Annotated in this window: 25 protein-coding genes and 1 pseudogene; all 26 read left to right on the forward strand. The window is 62.3% G+C overall.

The window, feature by feature from the left end:
- Positions 1 to 341 (forward strand): annotated as a pseudogene (locus tag J4D28_RS14075) (phage tail tape measure protein); the annotation flags it as partial.
- Positions 341 to 724, forward strand: a complete 384-nt coding sequence (locus J4D28_RS14080) for a phage tail protein (protein ID WP_007923988.1) — start codon at positions 341 to 343, stop codon at positions 722 to 724. The pseudogene J4D28_RS14075 and the gene J4D28_RS14080, both read left to right, overlap by 1 nt.
- A complete protein-coding gene (locus tag J4D28_RS14085; RefSeq protein WP_023969822.1) occupies positions 717 to 929 on the forward strand; it encodes a tail protein X in 213 nt (70 codons plus the stop codon). The genes J4D28_RS14080 and J4D28_RS14085 overlap by 8 nt, the downstream gene beginning before the upstream one ends.
- Before the next feature lie 9 nt (positions 930 to 938).
- Entirely contained in the window at positions 939 to 1,958 is a 1,020-nt protein-coding gene (locus tag J4D28_RS14090; RefSeq protein ID WP_053268350.1) for a contractile injection system protein, VgrG/Pvc8 family, read from the forward strand.
- 178 nt (positions 1,959 to 2,136) lie between these two features.
- Positions 2,137 to 2,721, forward strand: coding sequence for a hypothetical protein (locus J4D28_RS14095; RefSeq protein ID WP_103331118.1), 585 nt, complete (start codon positions 2,137 to 2,139; stop codon positions 2,719 to 2,721).
- Positions 2,718 to 2,900, forward strand: coding sequence for a DUF2635 domain-containing protein (locus tag J4D28_RS14100; RefSeq protein WP_007923975.1), 183 nt, complete (start codon positions 2,718 to 2,720; stop codon positions 2,898 to 2,900). The genes J4D28_RS14095 and J4D28_RS14100 overlap by 4 nt, the downstream gene beginning before the upstream one ends.
- Positions 2,900 to 4,396 (forward strand): phage tail sheath subtilisin-like domain-containing protein, encoded by a 1,497-nt coding sequence (locus tag J4D28_RS14105; RefSeq protein ID WP_103331119.1) that lies wholly within the window; start codon positions 2,900 to 2,902, stop codon positions 4,394 to 4,396. Before J4D28_RS14100 ends, J4D28_RS14105 begins: the two co-directional genes overlap by 1 nt.
- Before the next feature lie 66 nt (positions 4,397 to 4,462).
- The gene (locus J4D28_RS14110) at positions 4,463 to 4,810 is read left to right on the forward strand and encodes a phage tail tube protein (RefSeq protein WP_007923973.1); all 348 of its coding nucleotides are present in this window, start codon (positions 4,463 to 4,465) and stop codon (positions 4,808 to 4,810) included.
- The gene (locus J4D28_RS14115) at positions 4,807 to 5,103 is read left to right on the forward strand and encodes a phage tail assembly protein (protein ID WP_007923972.1); all 297 of its coding nucleotides are present in this window, start codon (positions 4,807 to 4,809) and stop codon (positions 5,101 to 5,103) included. The genes J4D28_RS14110 and J4D28_RS14115 overlap by 4 nt, the downstream gene beginning before the upstream one ends.
- A gap of 130 nt (positions 5,104 to 5,233) precedes the next feature.
- Positions 5,234 to 7,309: a tail protein gene (locus tag J4D28_RS14120; RefSeq protein ID WP_039967758.1), complete on the forward strand. Its 2,076-nt coding sequence runs from the start codon at positions 5,234 to 5,236 to the stop codon at positions 7,307 to 7,309.
- Positions 7,296 to 8,534 (forward strand): DNA circularization protein, encoded by a 1,239-nt coding sequence (locus J4D28_RS14125; protein ID WP_009047312.1) that lies wholly within the window; start codon positions 7,296 to 7,298, stop codon positions 8,532 to 8,534. The genes J4D28_RS14120 and J4D28_RS14125 overlap by 14 nt, the downstream gene beginning before the upstream one ends.
- A 3-nt stretch (positions 8,535 to 8,537) precedes the next feature.
- Positions 8,538 to 9,578 (forward strand): phage baseplate assembly protein, encoded by a 1,041-nt coding sequence (locus J4D28_RS14130; protein WP_009047313.1) that lies wholly within the window; start codon positions 8,538 to 8,540, stop codon positions 9,576 to 9,578.
- Between the two features lie 116 nt (positions 9,579 to 9,694).
- Positions 9,695 to 10,204 (forward strand): phage baseplate assembly protein V, encoded by a 510-nt coding sequence (locus J4D28_RS14135; RefSeq protein ID WP_009047314.1) that lies wholly within the window; start codon positions 9,695 to 9,697, stop codon positions 10,202 to 10,204.
- The gene (locus J4D28_RS14140; protein ID WP_009047315.1) at positions 10,204 to 10,602 is read left to right on the forward strand and encodes a phage GP46 family protein; all 399 of its coding nucleotides are present in this window, start codon (positions 10,204 to 10,206) and stop codon (positions 10,600 to 10,602) included. The genes J4D28_RS14135 and J4D28_RS14140 overlap by 1 nt, the downstream gene beginning before the upstream one ends.
- Positions 10,592 to 11,632: a baseplate J/gp47 family protein gene (locus tag J4D28_RS14145; RefSeq protein WP_009047316.1), complete on the forward strand. Its 1,041-nt coding sequence runs from the start codon at positions 10,592 to 10,594 to the stop codon at positions 11,630 to 11,632. The genes J4D28_RS14140 and J4D28_RS14145 overlap by 11 nt, the downstream gene beginning before the upstream one ends.
- Positions 11,620 to 12,219: a YmfQ family protein gene (locus J4D28_RS14150; RefSeq protein ID WP_103331120.1), complete on the forward strand. Its 600-nt coding sequence runs from the start codon at positions 11,620 to 11,622 to the stop codon at positions 12,217 to 12,219. Before J4D28_RS14145 ends, J4D28_RS14150 begins: the two co-directional genes overlap by 13 nt.
- 11 nt (positions 12,220 to 12,230) lie before the next feature.
- The gene (locus tag J4D28_RS14155) at positions 12,231 to 13,088 is read left to right on the forward strand and encodes a hypothetical protein (RefSeq protein ID WP_009042431.1); all 858 of its coding nucleotides are present in this window, start codon (positions 12,231 to 12,233) and stop codon (positions 13,086 to 13,088) included.
- A 4-nt stretch (positions 13,089 to 13,092) separates the two neighbouring features.
- Complete coding sequence (locus J4D28_RS14160; protein ID WP_009047318.1) at positions 13,093 to 13,734, forward strand: hypothetical protein; 642 nt, start codon at positions 13,093 to 13,095, stop codon at positions 13,732 to 13,734.
- A gap of 383 nt (positions 13,735 to 14,117) precedes the next feature.
- Positions 14,118 to 15,671: a hypothetical protein gene (locus tag J4D28_RS14165; protein ID WP_009047319.1), complete on the forward strand. Its 1,554-nt coding sequence runs from the start codon at positions 14,118 to 14,120 to the stop codon at positions 15,669 to 15,671.
- A 1-nt stretch (position 15,672) separates the two neighbouring features.
- A complete protein-coding gene (locus tag J4D28_RS14170) occupies positions 15,673 to 16,143 on the forward strand; it encodes a tail fiber assembly protein (RefSeq protein ID WP_041985690.1) in 471 nt (156 codons plus the stop codon).
- Between the two features lie 392 nt (positions 16,144 to 16,535).
- Positions 16,536 to 17,618 (forward strand): hypothetical protein, encoded by a 1,083-nt coding sequence (locus tag J4D28_RS14175; protein WP_009047320.1) that lies wholly within the window; start codon positions 16,536 to 16,538, stop codon positions 17,616 to 17,618.
- 7 nt (positions 17,619 to 17,625) lie between these two features.
- Positions 17,626 to 18,228 (forward strand): tail fiber assembly protein, encoded by a 603-nt coding sequence (locus J4D28_RS14180; RefSeq protein WP_009047321.1) that lies wholly within the window; start codon positions 17,626 to 17,628, stop codon positions 18,226 to 18,228.
- 21 nt (positions 18,229 to 18,249) lie between these two features.
- Complete coding sequence (locus J4D28_RS14185) at positions 18,250 to 18,813, forward strand: glycoside hydrolase family 19 protein (protein WP_009047322.1); 564 nt, start codon at positions 18,250 to 18,252, stop codon at positions 18,811 to 18,813.
- Positions 18,795 to 19,328 (forward strand): lysis system i-spanin subunit Rz, encoded by a 534-nt coding sequence (locus J4D28_RS14190; protein WP_103331121.1) that lies wholly within the window; start codon positions 18,795 to 18,797, stop codon positions 19,326 to 19,328. Before J4D28_RS14185 ends, J4D28_RS14190 begins: the two co-directional genes overlap by 19 nt.
- Before the next feature lie 82 nt (positions 19,329 to 19,410).
- Positions 19,411 to 19,911 carry a CinA family protein gene (locus tag J4D28_RS14195; protein WP_103331122.1) on the forward strand — a complete coding sequence of 167 codons (501 nt, stop codon included), beginning with the start codon at positions 19,411 to 19,413 and terminating at the stop codon, positions 19,909 to 19,911.
- Positions 19,912 to 19,994: 83 nt separating this feature from the next.
- Positions 19,995 to 21,047, forward strand: a complete 1,053-nt coding sequence (recA, locus tag J4D28_RS14200; protein ID WP_007923942.1) for a recombinase RecA — start codon at positions 19,995 to 19,997, stop codon at positions 21,045 to 21,047.
- Positions 21,048 to 21,054 lie beyond the last annotated feature (7 nt).

The following is a 21,054-nucleotide window of genomic DNA, read 5'->3' on the forward strand; positions in this document are numbered from 1 at the left end:
GTGCGGCCGTCGGTGGACTGTTCGGTGGCTATTATGGCGGTGACTACGGCGCCAGCCTGGGCGACAAACTCGGCGCCCTGGTCGATCGCCTCGGCTCGCCGGAGCAGGTCAAGAACGACCTGGTGGGCGGCCAGCCGGCGAACCCGGCGGGTGCCGGTCAGGCAGTCAGCCCGCCGATCACCTTCGCCCCGGTCATTCAGATCAGCGGTCCCGATCAAGCCAGCTCCCAGCATATTGCCGACCTCGTGCTGCAACAGCTCAGGGCGCAGTTCATACCCTTGATGATGACCGACCCACTCGCGGTAAGACGCGGTGCCGCCCTGAGCGATGGAGGTGTTTGATGCGACAGCAAATGGTGCTGGGCAGTTTTATTTTCGGCCAGTCGCGAGGGTTCGCTTACAGCTCCCTGGTGCGCAAGTCGGGTGGTGGTTGGGTGAGCCTGGAGATTCTCACCAGCAAGCCTAAATCCAGCCAGACCGGTCAGGGCCTGCAAGGGCTGACAATCAGTGGCAAGTCCATGCGTGCGATCGCCATGACGCGGCTCGATGAGTTGCGTGCCTTGCAGGCGTTGCGGGTGCCGCTGCCGCTGGTCGATGGCATCGGCCGCAACTGGGGCCTGTGGCGAATCGACAGTGTGTCCGAGAGCCAAAGCTACGTGATCGATGACGGCACGGCGATGGTCAACGACTGGGTCATAGAACTGACGGAGTTCATCAATGCGTAAGGTCAGAAGCATTGCTGGCGATTCGGTGAACCTGTTGCTCTACCGCGAGCTTGGTCGCAACGACGATGCCGCCGAGGAAGCGCTCTGGCGGCTCAATCCAGGGCTGGCCGAGCATGGGCCGGTGCTGCCGGCGGGGCTCTGGGTGAAACTGCCCGAGCTGGAGACCCGGCCGGTACTCGCAACGCCGGTATCGGCCTGGGATTAAGGAGGCGACATGGCACTTGGATTTACGCCGTCGGTAGAGATCTACGGCGCCAACGCGGCGCTGCTCAATGAGCGTCTGGTGCAATGGCAGCACATCGACGCGGCCGGGATCGAATCCGATCAACTGACCCTGACCCTCGATACCGAAGGGCTCGACGGATTGCCCAGCCTGGGCGGCCGCATCGGCTTGCGGGTCGGTTACCTGGAGTCGGGCATGGTGGACAAGGGGCAATTCATCATTGCCCGGCGCACACCCTTCCTGTACCCCATGCGCCTGGTGCTGGTGGCCACCGCCGCGCCGTTCAAGGAGAGCGACGAGACGGGTTTCAGGCGTCGCCGATCCGCCAGCTACGGGCCGATCACCCTTGGCGCGCTGTTTCGTCAACTGGTCACCCGCCACGGGTTTTCGCCGCGGGTGGCGCCGGAGCTGGATGGGGTACAGATCGCTCATGTCGATCAGTCCAACGAAACCGACATGAGTTTTCTGACGCGCCTGGCCAGGGAGTACGGCGCGGTGACCAAACCGGTGAACGGCCTGTATGTGCTGGCTCGCAGCGGTCAGGTCAAGTCTTTGTCGGGACAAACGCTGCCGGATGTGCGCTTGTCGGTGACCCGGGATAACCGCCCGGGGGATTCGGCCTTCATTTCGGCCAAGGTCGATGAGGAAAGTCGCTCGAAATTCCAGGGCTGCCAAAGCACCTGGTGGGACAGCGCCGCCGCCAAGGAGCGAGTGGTGCAGGTCGGTAGCGCGCCCTTCAACAAGTTGGGCAAGCGCCGGGCCAGCGAGCAGGAAGCCCTGGCCGCGGCCATCAGCGAGATGCGCAGGCAGGAGCGTGAGGCGCGCAATATCCAGATCGAGTGCCCTGGCAACCCGGCGTTGTCGGCCGAGGGGCTGGTCCTGCTTGACGATACCTGGCCCGGCTTCATGCGGGGACGCTGGTCGATCAAGAAGGTGACCTCCAGCGGCTCCCGTACCCAGGGCTATCGCTGCACCCTCTCGGCCAAATGCCTGGAGCCCCAGCCGGACTGAGTTTGCCCGGCGCAACGGCGGCCTGATCTCTCTGGCCGTCCGCAACCTTCCCCCTGTCACCCCCCCTGATAAAGCTCAAGCACATGTTGGGAGGGGAGCGTTCGCCCTTTGTGCATCGCCAATGGCTGCTGGGTATCGCCCTCGGTTTTCTTATCTCATTCGATTCTGGAGCTTCTTCATGAAGATCACTCCGATCCTCACGCAGCTGCGCGATCACTGCCCCGGCCTGGCCAATCAGGTGGCCGTCGGCGTCGATCTCGCGCTGCTGCAAAGCAATACCGCGTTGCCCACCCCCAGTGCCCATGTGACGCCGATCGCCGATCTGGCCAGCCCGAGCACCGGGCAGAACGTCACCCGCCAGGCCATCCGCGACCGCTTTGTGATCACCCTGGTGCTGGATGCCAGCGATGCCCGGCAGGCGCTGGAGCAACTCGAAAGCCTGCGGGCCGAGTTGTGGCGGGCGCTGGTGGGGTTCAAGCCGGGCGCGGACTACAACCCGATCGAATACGACGGTGGCGAGATGGTTTCGCTCAGTGCCACGCGGTTGTTCTATCAGCTGCGCTTTTTCGCCGAGTTCCAGCTGGGACGCAACCTGGCCAGCCAGCCGGCGGAAACCTGGCGTGAGCGTGAACTGGACGGCCTGCCGTCCTTTACCGGGGTCACGGTGCGGGTCGATGCCATCGATCCGGCGGACCCCAACCTGCAACACCCGGGGCCCGACGGGCGCCTGGAACTGACTTTCTCTGGAGACGTAACGCAATGAGCAAACGCATCACTGTGCTGCCGGCCGCGGGCCGCGCCGTGCCGGACCCCGAAGCCGGCGACCTGCTGCCGCTGGAAGGCCGTGAAGTCGACGACAACGCCTGGTGGCGCCGGCGTCTGGCCGATGGCGATATCACCCTCAAGGCCGCGAAGGCGGCCAAACCACAAGGAGCCAAATAATGGCGATCGGATTCAGTAATATTCCGGCGGACATTCGTGTGCCGCTGTTCTACGCCGAGATGGACAATTCGGCGGCCAATAGCGCGTCTTCGGCCATGCGTCGACTGATCGTGGCCCAGGTCAACGACAACGTCGCGCCGGCCGAAACCGGCAAGCTGGTGCTGGTCTCCAGCATCGCGCTGGCCAAGAGCATCGGCGGTCAGGGCTCGATGCTCGCCTCCATGTACGAGACCTGGCGCAAGACCGACCCGATCGGTGAGATCTGGTGCCTGCCGCTGCACAACGTCGAAGGCAGCGTGGCCAAGGCCGAGCTGAAGTTCACCGGCACCGCCAGCGAAAGCGGCGTGCTCAACCTGTATGTCGGTGGTGTGCGGGTTCAGGCCGCCATCGTCAATGCCGCCACCGCGGCGCAGGCCGCCAGCGCGCTGGCGCTGAAAATCAACGCCGCCGCCGACCTGCCGGTGAGCGCCGCCGCGGTCGAAGGCACCCTGACCCTGACCGCCAAGTGGACCGGCGACAGCGCTAACGACATCAGCCTGCAGCTCAACCGCCTGGGCAAGAGCAATGGCGAAGAAACCCCGGCTGGCTTGAGCGTGACGGTCGGCAAAATGGCCGGCGGCGCCGGCGTGCCGGATCAGGTCGCTGCCCTGGCGGCCCTGGGCGATGAACCGTTCGAGTTCATCTGCATGCCGTGGACCGACACCGCGACCCTCAACGCCTGGCAAGCCGTCATGGATGACAGCACCGGTCGCTGGTCCTGGGCCAAGCAACTGTTCGGTCATGTCTACAGCGCCAAGCGCGGTACCGTCGGCACCCTGGTGGCGGCCGGTCAGGCCCGCAACGACCAGCACATCACCATCCAGGCCCTGGAGCCGGGCGTACCGCAACCGTTCTGGGTGCAGGCCGCCGCACTGGCCGCGCGCACCTCGGTGTTCATCTCCGCCGATGCCAGCCGTCCGACCCAGAGCGGCAGCCTGCCGGGTGTCGATCCGGCGCCGGCCAGCGAGCGTTTCACCCTGACCGAGCGTCAGTCGCTGCTCAGCTACGGCATCGCCACCGCCTACTACGAAGGCGGTTACGTGCGCATCCAGCGTTCGATCACCACCTACCAGAAGAACGCCTACGGCCAGGCCGACAACTCCTACCTGGACAGCGAAACCATGCACCAGTCGGCCTTTATCGTGCGCCGCCTGCAAAGCGTGATCACCAGCAAGTACGGGCGCCACAAACTGGCCGCCGACGGTACCCGCTTCGGTGCCGGCCAGCCGATCGTGACCCCGAGCACCATCCGCGGCGAGCTGATCGCCCAGTACGCCAAGCTGGAACTGGAAGGCCATGTGGAGAACGCCGAGCTGTTCGCCGAGCACCTGATCGTCGAGCGCGACAGCCAGGACCCGAGCCGGGTCAACGTGCTGTTCCCGCCGGACTACATCAACGGCCTGCGAGTGTTCGCGCTGCTCAACCAATTCCGTCTGCAGTACGACGCGGCGGCCTAAGCCGAGCCTCTTTCACTGCGCTTTTCCAGCCCGCCTGGTGCGGGCTCATTTTTTGGGAGAAACACCATGGGTCAACTGATTGCGGGCACCTGCTACGTCAAAGTGGACGGCGCTCAACTGACCATCAACGGCGGCTGCGAAGCACCGCTGATGTCCGTGAAACGGGAAACCATCGTGCCGGGTTTCTACAAGGAAACCGACATTGCCCCGTCCTTCAAGGTCACGGCGCTGCACACCCCGGACTTCCCGCTCAAGCAGCTGGTGGCCGGTTCCGACATGACCGTCACCTGCGAATTCAGCAACGGCAAGGTCTACGTCCTGGCCGGCGCCTACCTGGTGGAAGAGCCGGTTTCCAAGGGTGACGACGCGAGCATCGAACTGAAGTTCGAAGGCATCAAGGGGACCTGGCAATGAGCGATAGCGTAAAGCTGCGTGTGGCCATCGAAGCCCACGGCGAACCGCTGACCGAACTGACCCTGCGCCGCCCGACGGTGCAGGAAGTGCGGGCGATCAAGGCGCTGCCGTACAAGATCGACAAGAGCGAAGAAGTCAGCCTCGACATGGACGTCGCGGCCAAGTACATCGCGGTCTGTGCCGGCATTCCTCCGTCCTCGGTCAACCAGCTGGACCTGGCTGACCTCAACGCCCTGAGCTGGGCGGTCGCGAGTTTTTTCATGAGTGCGGCATCGGAGCCATCAGCGACCTGATCGCGGTTGCCTATGACCTGGCCTGGTTCTGGAAGGTTGACCCCGAACAGATGATGGCCAGGCCACTGGATGTGCTCCGGGAGTCCCTGGAGCACGCGCAACGGATCAATGCGATGCAGCAGGTGCAGTGATGGCGAACATCAATCAAAGCTTGAATCAGACGAGCATCAAACAGCGCCTGAGCGTGACCCATGTGCAGACCACGGTGAACATGCTGGTGGTCATGCAAGGCATGCAGAAACTGGACGCCGAGCTGGGCGAGGTTCGTTCGAAAGTCAGCAACTTCAAGAAAAGCATCGAAGACAGCGGCCTGGGCGGGCTGGATTTTTCCGGCCTGATCAAGGGCGGTGGCCTGGCCGCGCCCTTCGTGGCGGGGGTCAATTCCGCCATCGAATTCGAGAACCAGGCGGCGCGGGCCAAGCTGGTGGCGCAGGGCATCGAACCGCCCAAGGATGTGCTGGGCGAGACGGGCACCAACCTGAAGGCCTTCAGCGACAGCGTCGACGATATTTCGCAAAAGTTCGGCAGTGCGCTGCTGCCGGCGGTCAACTCGGTAGTGACCGCCGTGCAACCGCTGCTGGGCTTTGTGGCGAAGGTCATTGAAAGCAACCCGCAACTGGTCCAGGGCCTCGCCGCCGGCGCCTTGGCCTTCACCGCGATCCGCGGCGCCATGACCCTGGCTTCGTCCGCCGTGACCCTGTTCAGCAGCGGCCTGCTGGCCTCGCCCATCGGCCTGGTCGCCCTGGGGATCGCGGTGGCGGCTGGCCTGATCGTGGCCAACTGGGAGCCGCTGTCGGCGTTTTTTGTCACCCTCTGGGCAAGCATCAAGGACGCCGCCACGCAACTGATGGCGGGGTTGAGGACTGTCTTCGGCTGGACCCCGCTGGGCATGGTGATCGCCAATTGGGGATCGATCACCGGCTTTTTCGCCGGTCTCTGGGAACAGCTCAAGACGATGGCCGCGTCAGTGGTCGACTTCTTCAAGCAGGTGTTTTCCTGGACGCCGTTGGGGCTGGTGATTGAGAACTGGACGCCCCTGAGCGGCCTGTTTTCGGCGCTCTGGGAGTTGCTCAAGGCGTTGTCCGTTCCGGCGATGGATTTCCTCAAAGGCCTGTTCGACTGGACACCGCTGGGGATGGTGATCAACAACTGGGGAGCGATCAGCGGTTTCTTCGCCTCGCTCTGGGCTGACCTGCAAGGTCCGGCGCAACGGGTCAAGGCCTTCTTCATCGGGCTGTTCGACAGCTCGCCGCTGGGGCTGGTGATCAATAACTGGGGCGCCATCAGCGCCTACTTCGCTTCGCTCTGGGCCGGCCTGCAAGGTCCGGCGCAACGGCTCAAGGCCTTCTTCATCGGGCTGTTCGACAGCTCGCCACTGGGGATGGTGGTCAACAACTGGGGCGCGATCAGCGCCTACTTCGCTTCGCTCTGGGCCGGCCTGCAAGGTCCGGCGCAACAGGTGAAGGACTTCTTCGTCAGGTTGTTCGATACCTCGCCACTGGGGATGGTGATCAACAACTGGGGTGCCATCAGCACCTACTTCGACTCCATCTGGGCCACCCTGAAAAGCGCGGCACAGGTCATCAAGGACTTTTTTGTCACCCTGTTCGAGTGGTCGCCCGTGGGGCAGGTCATCGCCAACTGGCAGCCCATCAGCGACGTGTTCGCGGCCCTCTGGGAGGTGTTGAAAGCCCTGGCGGCGCCGGCCATCGAGTTTATGCGCGGTATGTTCGAGTGGTCGCCCCTGGGGCAGATCATCAAGAACTGGGAGCCGATCACTGAGTGGTTCAGTGGCCTGTGGCAACGGCTGCAGGCGGTGATCGCGCCGATCAGGGAACTGTTCGACGGTGGGTTCGCCGGCTTCGTCGCTCGCGTCACCGGCAAGGTGGAAAACCTCACCGAGGCGCAGCGGCAAACCAATGCCGAAGGCAAAGGTGCGCTGGCGCCGGCGTTTTTCGGTGGTGGCCAGCCGGCACCGGGTTCTTCGGCGCTTTCCGGCAGCCTGCCGCAAAGCTCCACCTCGCTGCTGCAACAGAGCGCGGCCAACAACCGCACGCAATTGCAGGGCGGGCTGACAGTGAGTTTCGAAAACGCCCCGGCGGGCCTGCGTACCAGCGCGCCGCAAATCAACCAACCCGGCGTGGCGCTGTCGTCGCGTGTCGGCTATCGCTCACTTTCGCTAGGAGGTTCCAATGAGCTGGCGTGATCGTTTGTTGCCGGCGTCGTTTCGTGGCGTCGGGTTCTGGGTCGACCAGGCGAAAACCCCGGTCGGCCACAAGGGCCAGTTGCACGAGTACCCGCAGCGTGACCTGCCGTTCTACGAGAGCCTGGGGCGGCAGGCGCGGACCCACGACCTGACGGCGTTCATCGTCGGCGCCGATTGCCTGGAGCAGCGTGACAAGCTGCTCCAGGCGCTGGAGCAGGGCAGTGGCGAGCTGGTGCATCCGTGGCTGGGGCGCCTGCAGGTCAAGGTCGGTGAATGCGAGATGACCCAGAGCCGCCAGGACGGCGGCCTGGTGACCTTCACCCTGAAGTTCTACCCCGACCAGCCGTTGCAGTTCCCCAGCGCCACGGTCAACACCCGCCAGTTGTTGCTGGTGTCGGCCGACAGCCTTATCGGCTCGGCGGTGCGCCGCTTCGAGGAGGCCATGACCCTGGTCAAGGCCGCGCGCATCGGCATCGCCGATCTGCGCAACAGCCTCAAGGAGGTCTACCAGACCATCGAGCAGGAGCTCAAGCCGCTGATCGACACCTACCGCGATCTCAATCTGCTGGTGCGGGCGATCAAGGACTTGCCCAAGGAAGTCAGCGCCGAGTTCAAGGGCTTGCTGGGGGACATCAAGGACCTCAAGGACTATGCGCGCAACGGTTATCGCGGCGTGCTGGCCAACGTTTCGCAGCAGGTCGAGGCGGTGAAGAAGATCGACACGCCGAAACTCACCACCGGCAAGGACACCACCGCCGCGGCGCAAGCCATGGCGGACCTGGTGCAGGACGCCGTGCTGGTGCGGATCGCCCAGGCCGTGGCGTCGCTGCCGGTGGCGACCCCGGCGGTCAAGCTGAGCGGCACGCCGTCGCTGGCCAAGCAGGCGATCCAGCCGGTGACCCGTGCGGAAGTGCCGGTGGCCGATGAGGTGCTGGCGCTGCGCAACTCGATCAACGAAGCGATCTGGCAGGCGGCGGAAAAAGCCGATGCTGTGCACTACGAGGTGCTCAACGGCTTGCGCCAGTTGGTCTACGGCCACCTCACCGCGGTGGCTTCGTCCGGTGTGCGGCTGGTGGTGAAGAACCCGATGCAGAGCCTGCCGACGGTGGTGCTCGCCTACCGGCTGTTCGGCGACGCCACCCGGGCGCCCGAAGTGCAGCAGCGCAACGGCGTGGCCCATCCCGGTTTCCTGCCGCCGACCAACGTCAAAGTGGCGGGGGAGTGAGCCATGAGCAACTTCGATAACCGGGTGCTGTTGACGGTGGACGGCCAGGATTACGGCGGCTGGAAAAGCGTCGAAATCAGCGCCGACCTGGAGCGGCAGTTTCGCACCTTCAAGCTCGACGTGACCTGGCAATGGCCCGGGCAGACCCTGGACCAGCGCATCCGTCCCGGCGCCAAGTGCCAGGTGCGCATCGGCGCCGACCTGTTGCTCAGCGGCCATGTGTTCAAGGCGCCGATCAGCTATGACGGTCGGCAGATCGGCCTGAGCATCGAGGGCAGCTCCCTGACCCAGGACCTGGTGGATTGCGCGGCGATCAACCAGCCCGGCCAATGGCGCGAACAGAGCCTGTTGAAAATCGTCCAGGCCCTGGCCGCGTCCTACGGCGTTGGTGTAGTCAGCGAGATCGCGGAAACCACGCGGCTGAGCAGCCACAGCATCGTGCCCGGGGAAACCGTGTTCCAGTCTATCGACCGCCTGCTGACGTTGTTCCGGGTGTTCTCCACCGACGACGCCGAAGGCCGGGTGCTGTTGGCCCGGCCGGGCAGCGGCGGGCGCGCGGTGGATGTGCTGGAGCTGGGCCAGAACATCCTTTCGGCCAGTGCGCCGATGGACTTCAGCCAGGTGTTTTCCGAGTACCGGGTGATCGGCCAGCACAAGGGCAACGACCAGAAAAGCGGCGCCGCGGTCAGCGAAGTGTCGGGCGTGGCCAGCGACAGCACGGCCAAGCGCAAGCGGGTCACGGTGATCAACGAGCCGGCCCAGCTGACCCAGGAACTGGCCCAGCAACGGGCCGACTGGGAAAGCGCCATCCGTACCGGCAAGGCCCTGACCAGCACCTACAAGGTGCAGGGCTGGCGCCAGAGCAACGGCGAGCTGTGGCGCCACAACACCCTGGTGCGGGTGATCGACCCGGTGCTGGGTTTCGACCAGGACCTGCTGATTTCCAAGGTCACCTACTCGCTCTCCGAGCAGGGCTCGATCACCACCCTGCAGGTGGCGCCGCCCCATACCTTCGACGCCAGCCCCGTGCCCCCCAAAACCTGACGTCGTTCCCCTTATGCATGTGTGGGAGCGAGCTTGCTCGCGATAGCGCTCCGCCTGACACCCCGTGCTGCCTCCATCGCGAGCAAGCTCGCTCCTACAGAGGTCAAGGAAAAACCATGAGCCTACTGACACGCCTGTTGGCGCGCGGCACCGTCGTGCTCGCCAACTCGGCCAACAAACTGCAATCGCTGCAAATGCGCCTGACCGCCGGCGAAGTGAACGACGACATGGAGCACTTCGAACCCTACGGCTTCACCAGCAACCCGCTGGCCGGCGCCGAAGGCATCGCCACCTTTCTCGGCGGCGATCGCTCCCATGCCGTCGTGCTGGTGGTCGCCGACCGCCGTTTTCGCCTCAAGGCCCTGGCCCCCGGCGAAGTGGCGATCTACACCGACGAAGGCGACAAGATTCATTTCAAGCGCGGGCGGATCATCGACATCGAGACCGCCACCCTCAATATCCGCGCCAGCAGCGCGGTGCACATCGACACCCCGACCCTGACCCAGACCGGCAAGATCGTCTCCCAGGGCGATCAGGTCGCTGGCGGCATCAGCCAGATCCAGCACGTGCATGGCGGCGTGCAGTCGGGTAGCGGGCAGACCGGCGCGCCGGCGGGAGGCCAATGATGTTCATCAGCCAAGACCTGCATCGCGCACTGACCCGTGCCGTGCTGATCAGCCTGTTCACCTGGCGCCGCGCGGCAGACGACGACCCGCTGGATGACGAGGAGCGCTTCGGCTGGTGGGGCGACAGTTTCCCCACCGTGGCCGACGACCGCATCGGCTCGCGGTTGTGGCTGCTGCGGCGGGTCAAGCTCACCCGCCAGACCCAGCTCGACGCCGAGTTCTATGCCCGCGAAGCCCTGCAATGGCTGATCGACGATGGCCATTGCAGCGCCGTCGAGATCATCAGCGAACGTCTCGACGACCAGCGCCTGAACCTGCGCACGACGCTGGTCCTGGCCAACGGTGAACGCCTGGACATCAACCCCGATAACAGTTGGCAGGTGACCTATGCCCTTTGATACCCCTTCGCTGCCGGTGCTGATCAAGCGCACCCAAAGCGACCTGGCCAGCGATGCGCTGCGCCAGTCCGATGCGCAAGTGCTGGCCCGCGCCCTCGGTGGCGCCGCCTATGGCCTCTACGGCTACCTGGACTGGATCGCCGATCAGATCCTGCCGGACAAGGCCGACGAGTCGACCCTGGAACGCATCGCCGCGCTGCGCCTCAACCAGCCACGCAAGGCCGCCCAGGCGGCCAGCGGTTCGGTGAGCTTCAGCGCCGCGGCGGGCGCCGTACTGGACGTCGATACCCTGCTGCAGGCCAGTGACGGCCGCACCTACAAAGTCACCGCCGCCCGCACCACCAGCGCCGGCAACAACAGCACCACCGTCCAGGCCCTCGACGCCGGCACCCTGGGCAATGCCGAGGCCGGCCTGGACCTGATCCCGGTGCAACCGATCCAGGGCATCGGCAACAGCTTCACCGTGCTCGCCCCCGGCCTGAGCGGCGGCGTCGCCGCGGAAAGCCTGGAATCGCTGCGCGCGCGGGTGATCCGCTCCTACCGCATCATCCCCCACGGCGGCTCGGCCCAGGACTATGAAACCTGGGCGCTGGAGTGTCCGGGGATTACCCGCGCCTGGTGCCGTGGCAGCTACCTGGGGCCGGGCACCGTGGGCCTGTTCGTGATGCGCGACGACGATGCGCAACCGATCCCGAATGCCGAGCAACTGGCGGAGGTAAAGGCCTACATCGAACCGCTGCGCCCGGTGACGGCCGAGTTGCATGTGCTGGCGCCGCAGCAATTGCCGGTGACCTACAGCCTGCGGCTGTCGCCGGACACCAGCGCGGTACGCGCGGCGGTCGAGGCGCAGTTGCGCGATCTGCACAACCGCGAGGCCGGCCTGGGCGACACCTTGTTGATCAGCCATATCCGCGAGGCCATTAGCAGTGCCGCCGGCGAGAACGATCACCGGCTCAGCGCGCCGGCCGCGGATGTTCCCGCTGCCAGTAACCAGTTGCTGACGTTCGGAGGTTGCGTATGGCTGGAGTAAGAACCTCCGCGCAGTACCAGAGCCAGCTGCGCAGCCTGCTGCCCAGCGGCCCGGCCTGGGACCCGGAGCGGGTGCCGGAACTCGAGGAGGTGCTCGAAGGCGTCTCCCAGGAACTGGCCCGCCTCGACGCCCGCGCCGCCGACCTGCTCAACGAAATGGACCCGGCGGGCGCCAGCGAGCTGGTGCCGGACTGGGAGCGGGTGATGAACCTGCCCGATCCCTGCCTGGGTGCGACCCCGCTGTTCGACGACCGCCGCCTGGCCGTGCGCCGGCGGCTGCTGGCCGTCGGCAGCCAGGCGCTCGCCTACTACATCGAGATCGCCCGTAGCCAGGGGTATCCGAACGCCACCATCACCGAGCACGAAGCCCCGCGCATGGGCCGCGCACGGTTTGGTGACGCGCATTTCGGCACTTGGCAGGCGCAATTCATGTGGACGCTCAACACCGGTGGGCGACTGCTCCTGGGCCGGCGCTTTGGCGCGAGTTACTGGGGCGAGCGTTTCGGCATGAACCCGGGCTCCGCCCTGGAGTGCCAGATCCACCGCAGCGCACCAGCCCATACGCGGGTGCACATCAATTATGACTAGGGGATAGACCGATGGATTATCCGAAGAGTGTGCCCAGTGCCGGGTTGGTCAACGGCAGGTTCGTCGATGAGAACCCGCTGACCGGCACCCCGGGATCGCTGATTCCGGCGGACTGGGGCAATGGGGTGACCCAGGAACTGCTGGCCGTGATCACGGCGGCTGACCTGACACCCAGCGAGGCGAACCTGACGCAGCTGCTGAGCGCGATCCGCAGCATCAGCCGCAAGAGCGCGGGGCTGGGCATTCAGCGCTTTACCGCCAATGGCAGCTTCACCGTGCCGGAGGGCGTGACGAAGATCTGGCTCAGTGGGTGTGCGGGTGGGGGTGGTGGCGGTTCGTGTCCAGCTGGAACGACCGGATCCGCATCCGGCGGCAGCGGCGGTGGTGCTGGCCAGCCGGCCATCAAGGTACCCGTCACCGTCACTCCTGGCCAAGTGATCCCCATCACGATTGGAGCGGCGGGTGTGGGGGGCGTCAGCGGAGTCAGTAACCCGACAAGCGGAGGAAACACGCTCGTGGGTGTGGGGGGTGCTTTGTTGGTGCTGAGTGGCGGAGGCGCCGGTAACTCGGGGGCAAATCTTCCTGTAGACCGTGTGGCCGGTCCCAGAGGGGGAGAGGGATTTCCCGCCGGTGGCGATGCTACTGACTCTCAGGCCCAGGTGACGGCAGGACTGTCGGGGGCTGGCGCAAGCGGGCCATTTGGTGGCGGTGGTAGCGCCTGTCGGTATGGAACATCGGGAGGGTATGCGGCACGGGATGCCTACGGCTTCGGGGCTGGCGGCAGCGGCGCGGGAGGCTGGTATATATCTGGTGCTTTGGCCGTCTCGGGGGGGCGTGGTGCTCCTGGTCTGATGATCATTGAGTGGTGAACATATGACTAAGCAAGTTCTTTACTGCCTTGCGTCCGGGGTGGTCATCGAGTGGCAAGACACTGAAGTACTGGCCTACGCGGCGACAGCCGAGGGCAATAGTGTCCTGCAGGTGACGGCCGAGCAATGGAAGCAGAAAGATGCGCTGCATTTCGTGCTGGATGGCGAACTGACTCGGGCCGATGGAACTCCACCCTCTGCAGCTCACTACTGGGACGGTAGTCAGTGGTCGTTGGACGCCTCGAAGGCCGCGGCAATCGCCGAACAGGAGGCGGAGCAACTTTGCCGGCGAGTGGACGCGGAGGCTGACGCCGCCCGGCAGATGCTCGGCGGCGACCCGCTGCGTGCCATGGAGTATGCCCAGGCCGCCAGCGACGCCCAGGCGTTCAAGGAGGCCGGCTACCCGAAAAAGGCAGTGCCCCTCGCGGTAAGCGCCTGGGTAGTGAAAGGCCGTACCGCCAAGGCAGCGGCCGACCAGATTCTCGACAAGGCGGCTGAGCTCAACAGCAAGCTGCTCGCACTTCGCACGCTGCGCTTGCAGGCAAAAGAGCGCATCCGGGCCCAGGCCGGCAAGGGCAAGCAGGAGGCTGCGAAAGACGCCTGCGAGGCAGCGATTGAGGCGATTCGCAAGGTTGCCGGCAACTGAACTGGAACGCCGTGTTGCGTTTGCAGCCGTCCAGTCCAAGGCCGCCCAGGCGGCCAACGGTTTGGTGAGTTTCAGCGTTGCGGTGCCTGCTCGCCAGAGGCAATCAGAGCGCGGCGTACTTCGTCAAAATTGCCCGCAGCCTGGATTATCCGAGCGCTTCTGTTATCGGGCTCCATGCGCCTTGCATGGGGCGCTCGATCATTTCGGCACCTGGAGGACGTAATTCACTTGACCCCTCAGCGCCGGCGGATGGCTGTCGCTGGGCCGGCGTTTCGGCCCCAGCACTTCGTGAAAGGCGCCGGCAGCGCTCTGCAATACCTGATTCAACACAGTGCTCCGGCCCATGGGCTGGTGAACATCAATCATGACTAGAGAATAGAGCAATGGATTATCCAAAGAGCGTGCCCGGGGTCGGGCTGCTGAATGGGAAGTTTGTCGATGAAAACCCGGTGGCAGGTACTCCGGGATCATTGATTCCCGCTACCTGGGGCAATGCGGTTACCCAGGAGATCCTGAACGTCATCAAATCGGCCGGCCTGGTCCCCGACGAGGCATCGACCACTCAGTTGCTGCAGGCGATCCAGAGTTTCGCTGCCCGGGATTTCAAGGACTCTGTGCGTGTCGCCACCACGGGCTCCGTTGCCTTGAGCGGTCTGCAAGCCATCGATGGCGTGCAGCTCACAGTCGCCGATCGTGTGTTGGTCAAGGACCAGGCGAATGCGGCGCAGAACGGGCTTTATATCGTTTCGGCCGATTCCTGGTCGCGAGCACCGGATGCGGCGCTGGATTATCAGGTGACCTCTAACTTTATTGTCGGGACGGATGAAGGGCAGGTTAACAAGTCGCGTATCTGGCAAATGACCACTCCAGGGCCGATTACCGTCGGCGCCACGCCCCTGGTTTTCGAACTGATGGCCGGGCCCACCGGTGTGGCTGCCGGGGAGTATCGGAAAGTAGTGGTCAATGCACGCGGCCAGGTCACATCGGGATCGAACCCGACCACCCTGGACGGTTATGCGATTACTGACGCTTACAGCAAAACGGCGGCGAACAATGCCTTCGTCAAGCAGGGTGGGGTCGGTACCCAACTAACCAACGCTGTTTATATCGGTTGGGATGGGCAGAACGTTCTTATCCAGGTCGATGCCACCAACTTTGGCAGCCTGTGGTGTTCGCGAAACTTCGACCCTGCCAAAAAGGCCGATGTTTCCGAGGTGTACAACAAAACAGCAGCCAATACTTTGCTGGATGCAAAAATCAGTTCCGATGCTTGTTCCATTGCCGGTTTTGCCAGCGGTAACTCGGCAACGCCTTATATGCGCAATAAAAATAATAACGAGTATGTGGGGCTGGCCAGGGCTGCGACTACTCTGGGGGGGTATGGCATTACCGACGCATATACCGCGACTCAGGTTAATTCCTTTTTAGGTGAACGTGTTCTAAGGGATGGGATTACCTATGCCGGTTTTGCAAGTAATGACCCGAACACTCCCTACTTCAGAAGGGCTTCCGATAATGGTGTTTATGCTCTTCAACTTAAGCTCGGCTATACCCCTGTACGCCAGGGGGGAGGGAATGCTCAGGGCTCCAATCAGGTCATGCTTGGCTGGGCTACTGACGGCTCGGGTCTCAGGGCGCAAGTAGATGCTTTCGATTTGGGAACCATCTGGACTGATCACATCGGTAACGGGAGGGCAGTAGCTGCGCAGTCCACGGCCGGCACGGGCGCGGTAGGCTCCTATGCACTCCTGCTTGTTGGTGGCGGTGGCGGTACCGGACCTAGCTCACTTGTAGCGGGTGTGAATTGCAGATACGCAGCTGCGGATGGCAATGACTGGGGCGGCGCACCTGCTGGCACCTGGCGAATTATGGGTGGGGTCAGAAATACAGACGGCGCGAGCTCCGACTCTACAACTCTATGCTTGAGGGTTTCTTGAGATGATGAAAGTACTAAGTGCTCACACACCTTGCTGGAATGATGTGGCACATACAACGCTTAACCTGTATGTGACATTTGAAGATACCAAGGACTCTCTTGGCGAAATCATATTTACTGCCTCTCCAAATGACCCGGAATCTCATGGTCGGGACTTATTTGATCGTGCAGTGGCTTTGGAATTTGGTGATATCGCCGAACCGGGGGTGGATATGATAAAGAGCAATATGCTGCTACAACGCGCCGAGCTGACGGCTGTCGCCAACTCCGTGATCGAGAAGTTGCAGGCTGACGTGAATATCCTGCAGGACTCCGTGGAACTTGAAATTGCCACGGATAAGGAAATCGCAGCTTTGGCGACCAAGAAGGTCTCTCTGAGTGCCTGGAAAAAGTATCGGGTGCTGCTATCGCGAGTGCAGGAGCAAGAGGGATTTCCAACGGTTGTCGAGTGGCCCGAGGCCCCTGGTGAGTGAGGCCAGTTTGCAGACGTTTGCGGTGGAGGACTTTCATCCATGCTGATTACTGAACCCGCTTTGCGAACGCCATATTGATGAACAGCTGATTAATCGAAATACAACGTTTTCCGAGGCTCAGTCTCACGAGTTTCTGAATTGTATTCAGTCTTTACGTGACTGGCCCACTCCCAGTTTTTCCAACTCCAGAAAGTCACCCAGCGCCACCTGAGTGGTTGTCGGGATATTAGTATTTTTATAGAAACTATTTTTGGACTTTCTACCCAAGTGTACTACTTGAATCGTTTTTATTCGACGGTATTGCTGGGTTGAAGCATGTTTCATGCGTGTCATCTCTAGTGGAGGGGGAGTTGTGGGTAAGATCAATCATGTTCGAGGTAGAAGGTTAAGTAATGGATTATCCGATTAGTGTTCCAAGTGTTGGCTTGGTAGATGGTCGATTTATTGATGAAAATGCAGTTTCTGGTGTTCCAGGATCATTGATCCCTGCGGCATGGGGCAATGGTGTAACTCAAGAAATACTCTCGGTAGTAAAAAGCGCAGGTATAGCACCGGATGAGAACGATAACGCTCAGTTGCTGAAGGCATTGAAAGTTATTGTTGGTAAAGCAAGCCCGATGCTTTCAGTCGTGAAGAATATTGCAGTTTCCAGATTGCTGGAGTCTGACGAACTGGGTTTGCTACTCATCAATGGTGCAGCAGATACAGTGTCGATAACGCTTCCTCCCAGCAACGCAAGTTTAGGTGTGCGTGACGTTATTGTGCGTCGCGTGGACAACAGCGGTAACCGCTTGGTAGTGCAATGTTCGGGGACCGACAACATCAAGTTCCACACTCATTTGCGTTCTGCCGGTTATCCCTTCCTGGTGCTTATGGGGGCTGGTGACTGGTGGCATTTACGCAGCGATGGGAGCGGTAGTTGGTGGCCGGTCGGACGATTTGATGGCACCGCTCTGGGGCGACCTGTATTTGAAACTACGGTGGTTCTGGCCCCTGGTGGATATGGTGCCTTGAATGGATCAACCCTGAAACGTACGGAATGGCCCTGGTTGTGGGATCACGCCCAGCAGTCTGGAATGTTACGTCCTGAAAGTGACCGAGCTGGGGCTTGGTCTCCCGGGGATGGGGTTACTACTTTCCGGACACCCGAGGCGCGTGGTGAGTTTCTGCGGGTCTGGTCCGAGGACAATACAGTCGACTCCGGTCGTACTCCAGGTTCATGGCAGGCGGGGTCCCTAGTGCATGGGGATAATGGCATAGGAGACAACATCATATTTGCTACCGACATGCTTAATCAGAGAAAGCAACTGGGCTTCGATATTGGCAATTTGGCTGCATATCCGGGATGTACTGTTAAGTACATCTGGCCGGATGCCTCTACTGTGACAAGACTACCTGATTCTGAATTGATGAATCATAGCGGCGTTGCTCGTCCCAGAAACATTGCCTATCCGGGGCGAATCAAGCTTATTTAAGGTTTTTATGGCTAATTATCTAATCAATCAAGTACAAGCCTTAGTGGGGCCGGTGACGTTTCCAGCTGTTCCCGGTCTCGGTGTGCAGTTACCGAGTAACGCGGTGGAGCTGCCTCATGAACTTCCGGAACCTGAAAGTGGTTACGTATGGGCGTGGATAGATAATGCCCCAATACAGTTACCTGATCGGCGCGGCACGATCTACCACATACAAACGGGCACATTGACGCAGTGGACAGAACTCGGGGAGTTACCTGTTGGTTTTACCGACAAGCCTTGGCCGGGTAAGCACTTTATATGGGTAGAGGGTGACTGGAAGCTGGATGAAGAGGCGAAATCTGCTGCTGAGAGTAAAAGCACCCAGGCGGAGCGCGATAGTCGTTTACGTGAAGCGTCGTTACGCATAGCCCCACTTCAATACGCCCTTGAGCTGGGAGAGGCCTCGTCCGAGGAGCAATCCACCTTGCTGGAGTGGAAGCGCTACTGCGTTGCCTTGAACCGTATCGAGCAGCAGCCGGGCTATCCCTTTGAAGTTGAGTGGCCAGTGCTCAACCTTGAGGCCCCCCGCGGCCCGCTGAAAACACTGCGCTCCTTCTTCCGTAGTAAATGAACCCAAGTCAGGGAGAGACTAATGTCTGTGACCGAGGGACAACTCCTCAAGATCATGCCCAACGCCCGCTCCCAAGCGGGCGTTTTTGTTTCTGCGCTTAACACCGCCATGGCGCACCGCTATATCAACACCCCCAAACGCATGGCCGCCTTCCTCGCGCAGGTCGGTCATGAGTCGGGGCAGTTGCGTTATGTGCGGGAGCTGGGCAATGACCAGTACCTGAGCAAATACGACACCGGCAGCCTGGCGGCCCGTCTGGGCAATACCCCGGAGGCCGATGGCGACGGCCAGAAATACCGGGGCCGTGGTCTGATCCAGGTCACCGGTCGCGACAACTACCGGCAATGCAGCCTCGGACTGTTCGGCGACGAGCGTTTGCTGGCGTTGCCGCAATTGCTGGAACAACCGCAGTGGGCCGCCGAGTCGGCCGCCTGGTTCTGGCAGCAGAACGGCCTTAATGAACTGGCTGACCGCGACCAGTTCAACAGCATCACCCGTCGTATCAACGGCGGCTTGAACGGGCTGGAGGACCGCCTGCAACTCTGGGCGCGGGCGCGGGAGGTGTTATGCCAGCCTTCGGCCTGATGCCGCTGTCTTACCGGGCAATGGCTGTCGTCGTACTGCTGGCCGTGGTGGCCGGCGTTGCCGGGACGCTGGCCTGGCAGGTCCAGGAGTGGCGTTTTGGCCGGCAACTGGCGGAGCAGGCCAGGCTGCACGGTGAAGCGCTGAATCAGCTGAACCTGGCGGCCGCTGCCCGGCAGCGGGACGAACAGGACAAACGCCTGGCCCTGGAGCAACAGCTGCAAGCCAGCGACCAAACCCATTACCGAGCCTTGAGCGATGCCCAACGTGATCAAGGTCGCCTGCGCGACCGTCTTGCCACTGCTGATCTGCGCCTGTCAGTCCTCCTCGACGCCCACGACAGCGCCGCCGGCTGTACAGTGCCTGCCACCGCCGCCGGCGGCCTGGTTCATGGAGCCCCGCGAGCCCGACTTGACCCGGCGCATGCTCAACGAATTGTCGGCATCACCGATGCCGGCGACCGGGGACTGATCGCCCTGCAGGCCTGTCAGGCCTATGTCAGGGCGCTAGGCCGCTAAACATTTTGATCCGTTGCGTGCCTTGCAAGCGCGTATCGCTCGTGTACGGTAAGACCTCCGCCAGCCCGATCAGGAGAGGACCGTGAACGAAATCACCCAGCTTGCCGCTGAACTTGGCAGGCGCTTGCAGGTTCTGAATACCCACGTCACCACCGCCGAATCCTGCACCGGTGGCGGGATTGCCGAGGCCATTACCCGCATTCCGGGGAGTTCGGCCTGGTTCGAGGCGGGTTATGTGACCTACTCCAATCGGCAGAAAACCCAGCAACTGGGGGTGCCGCAAGCGCTGTTCGCTTCCGTCGGCGCGGTCAGCCGCGAAGTGGTCGAGGCGATGGTGCGGGGCGCGCAGGGCAAAAGCAGGGCGCGTTTTGCCGTGGCGGTCAGCGGCGTGGCCGGCCCGGATGGCGGCTCGCCGCAGAAGCCGGTGGGCACCGTATGGCTGGCCTGGGGCGTCGGAGAGGCAGTAACGGCCGAGTGCCGACACTTTGCCGGGAATCGGGACGAAGTCCGCCGACAAACGGTGAAGGCCGCGCTAGAGGGCTTGCTGCAACATGCCGCGGCAGAAATCTCAAAACAGGGGTAGGCGATCCACGAACGCTGTGGAATAATACTGGCTACTTATACAGGTGTTGGCCGTCAGGCCTTATTGATTACGTGAGGACTTTAATGGACGACAACAAGAAGAAAGCCTTGGCTGCGGCCCTGGGTCAGATCGAACGTCAATTCGGCAAGGGTGCCGTAATGCGTATGGGCGATCACGATCGCCAGGCGATCCCGGCCATTTCCACTGGCTCTCTGGGTCTGGACATCGCGCTCGGCATCGGCGGCCTGCCAAAAGGCCGTATTGTTGAAATCTACGGTCCGGAATCGTCCGGTAAAACCACCCTGACCCTGTCCGTGATTGCCCAGGCACAGAAGATGGGCGCCACCTGCGCCTTCGTCGACGCCGAGCACGCACTGGACCCGGAATACGCCGGCAAACTGGGGGTCAACGTTGACGACCTGCTGGTTTCCCAGCCGGACACCGGCGAACAGGCGCTGGAAATCACCGACATGCTGGTGCGCTCCAATGCCATCGACGTGATCGTGATCGACTCCGTGGCGGCACTGGTGCCCAAGGCCGAGATCGAAGGCGAGATGGGCGACATGCACGTGGGCCTGCAGGCCCGCCTGATGTCCCAGGCGCTGCGCAAGATCACCGGTAACATCAAGAACGCCAACTGTCTGGTGATCTTCATCAACCAGATCCGTATGAAAATCGGCGTGATGTTCGGCAGCCCGGAAACCACCACCGGCGGTAACGCGCTGAAGTTCTACGCCTCGGTTCGTCTGGACATCCGTCGTACTGGCGCGGTGAAGGAAGGCGACGAAGTCGTCGGTAGCGAAACCCGGGTCAAGATCGTCAAGAACAAGGTGGCTCCACCGTTCCGTCAGGCTGAATTCCAGATCCTGTACGGCAAGGGTATCTACCTGAACGGCGAGATCATCGATCTGGGCGTGCTGCACGGTTTCCTCGAGAAGTCCGGTGCCTGGTACAGCTACCAGGGCAACAAGATCGGTCAGGGCAAGGCCAACTCGGCCAAGTTCCTGCAGGACAATCCGGAAATCGGCAATGCCCTCGAGAAGCAGATTCGCGACAAGCTGCTGGCTCCAACCGCTGATGTCAAAGCTTCGCCGGTCAACGAGACCATCGATGACATGGCTGACGCGGATATCTGATCGATCC

Source organism: Pseudomonas sp. GW531-T4 (assembly GCF_017349615.1).
GTDB lineage: Bacteria > Pseudomonadota > Gammaproteobacteria > Pseudomonadales > Pseudomonadaceae > Aquipseudomonas > Aquipseudomonas chlororaphis_I.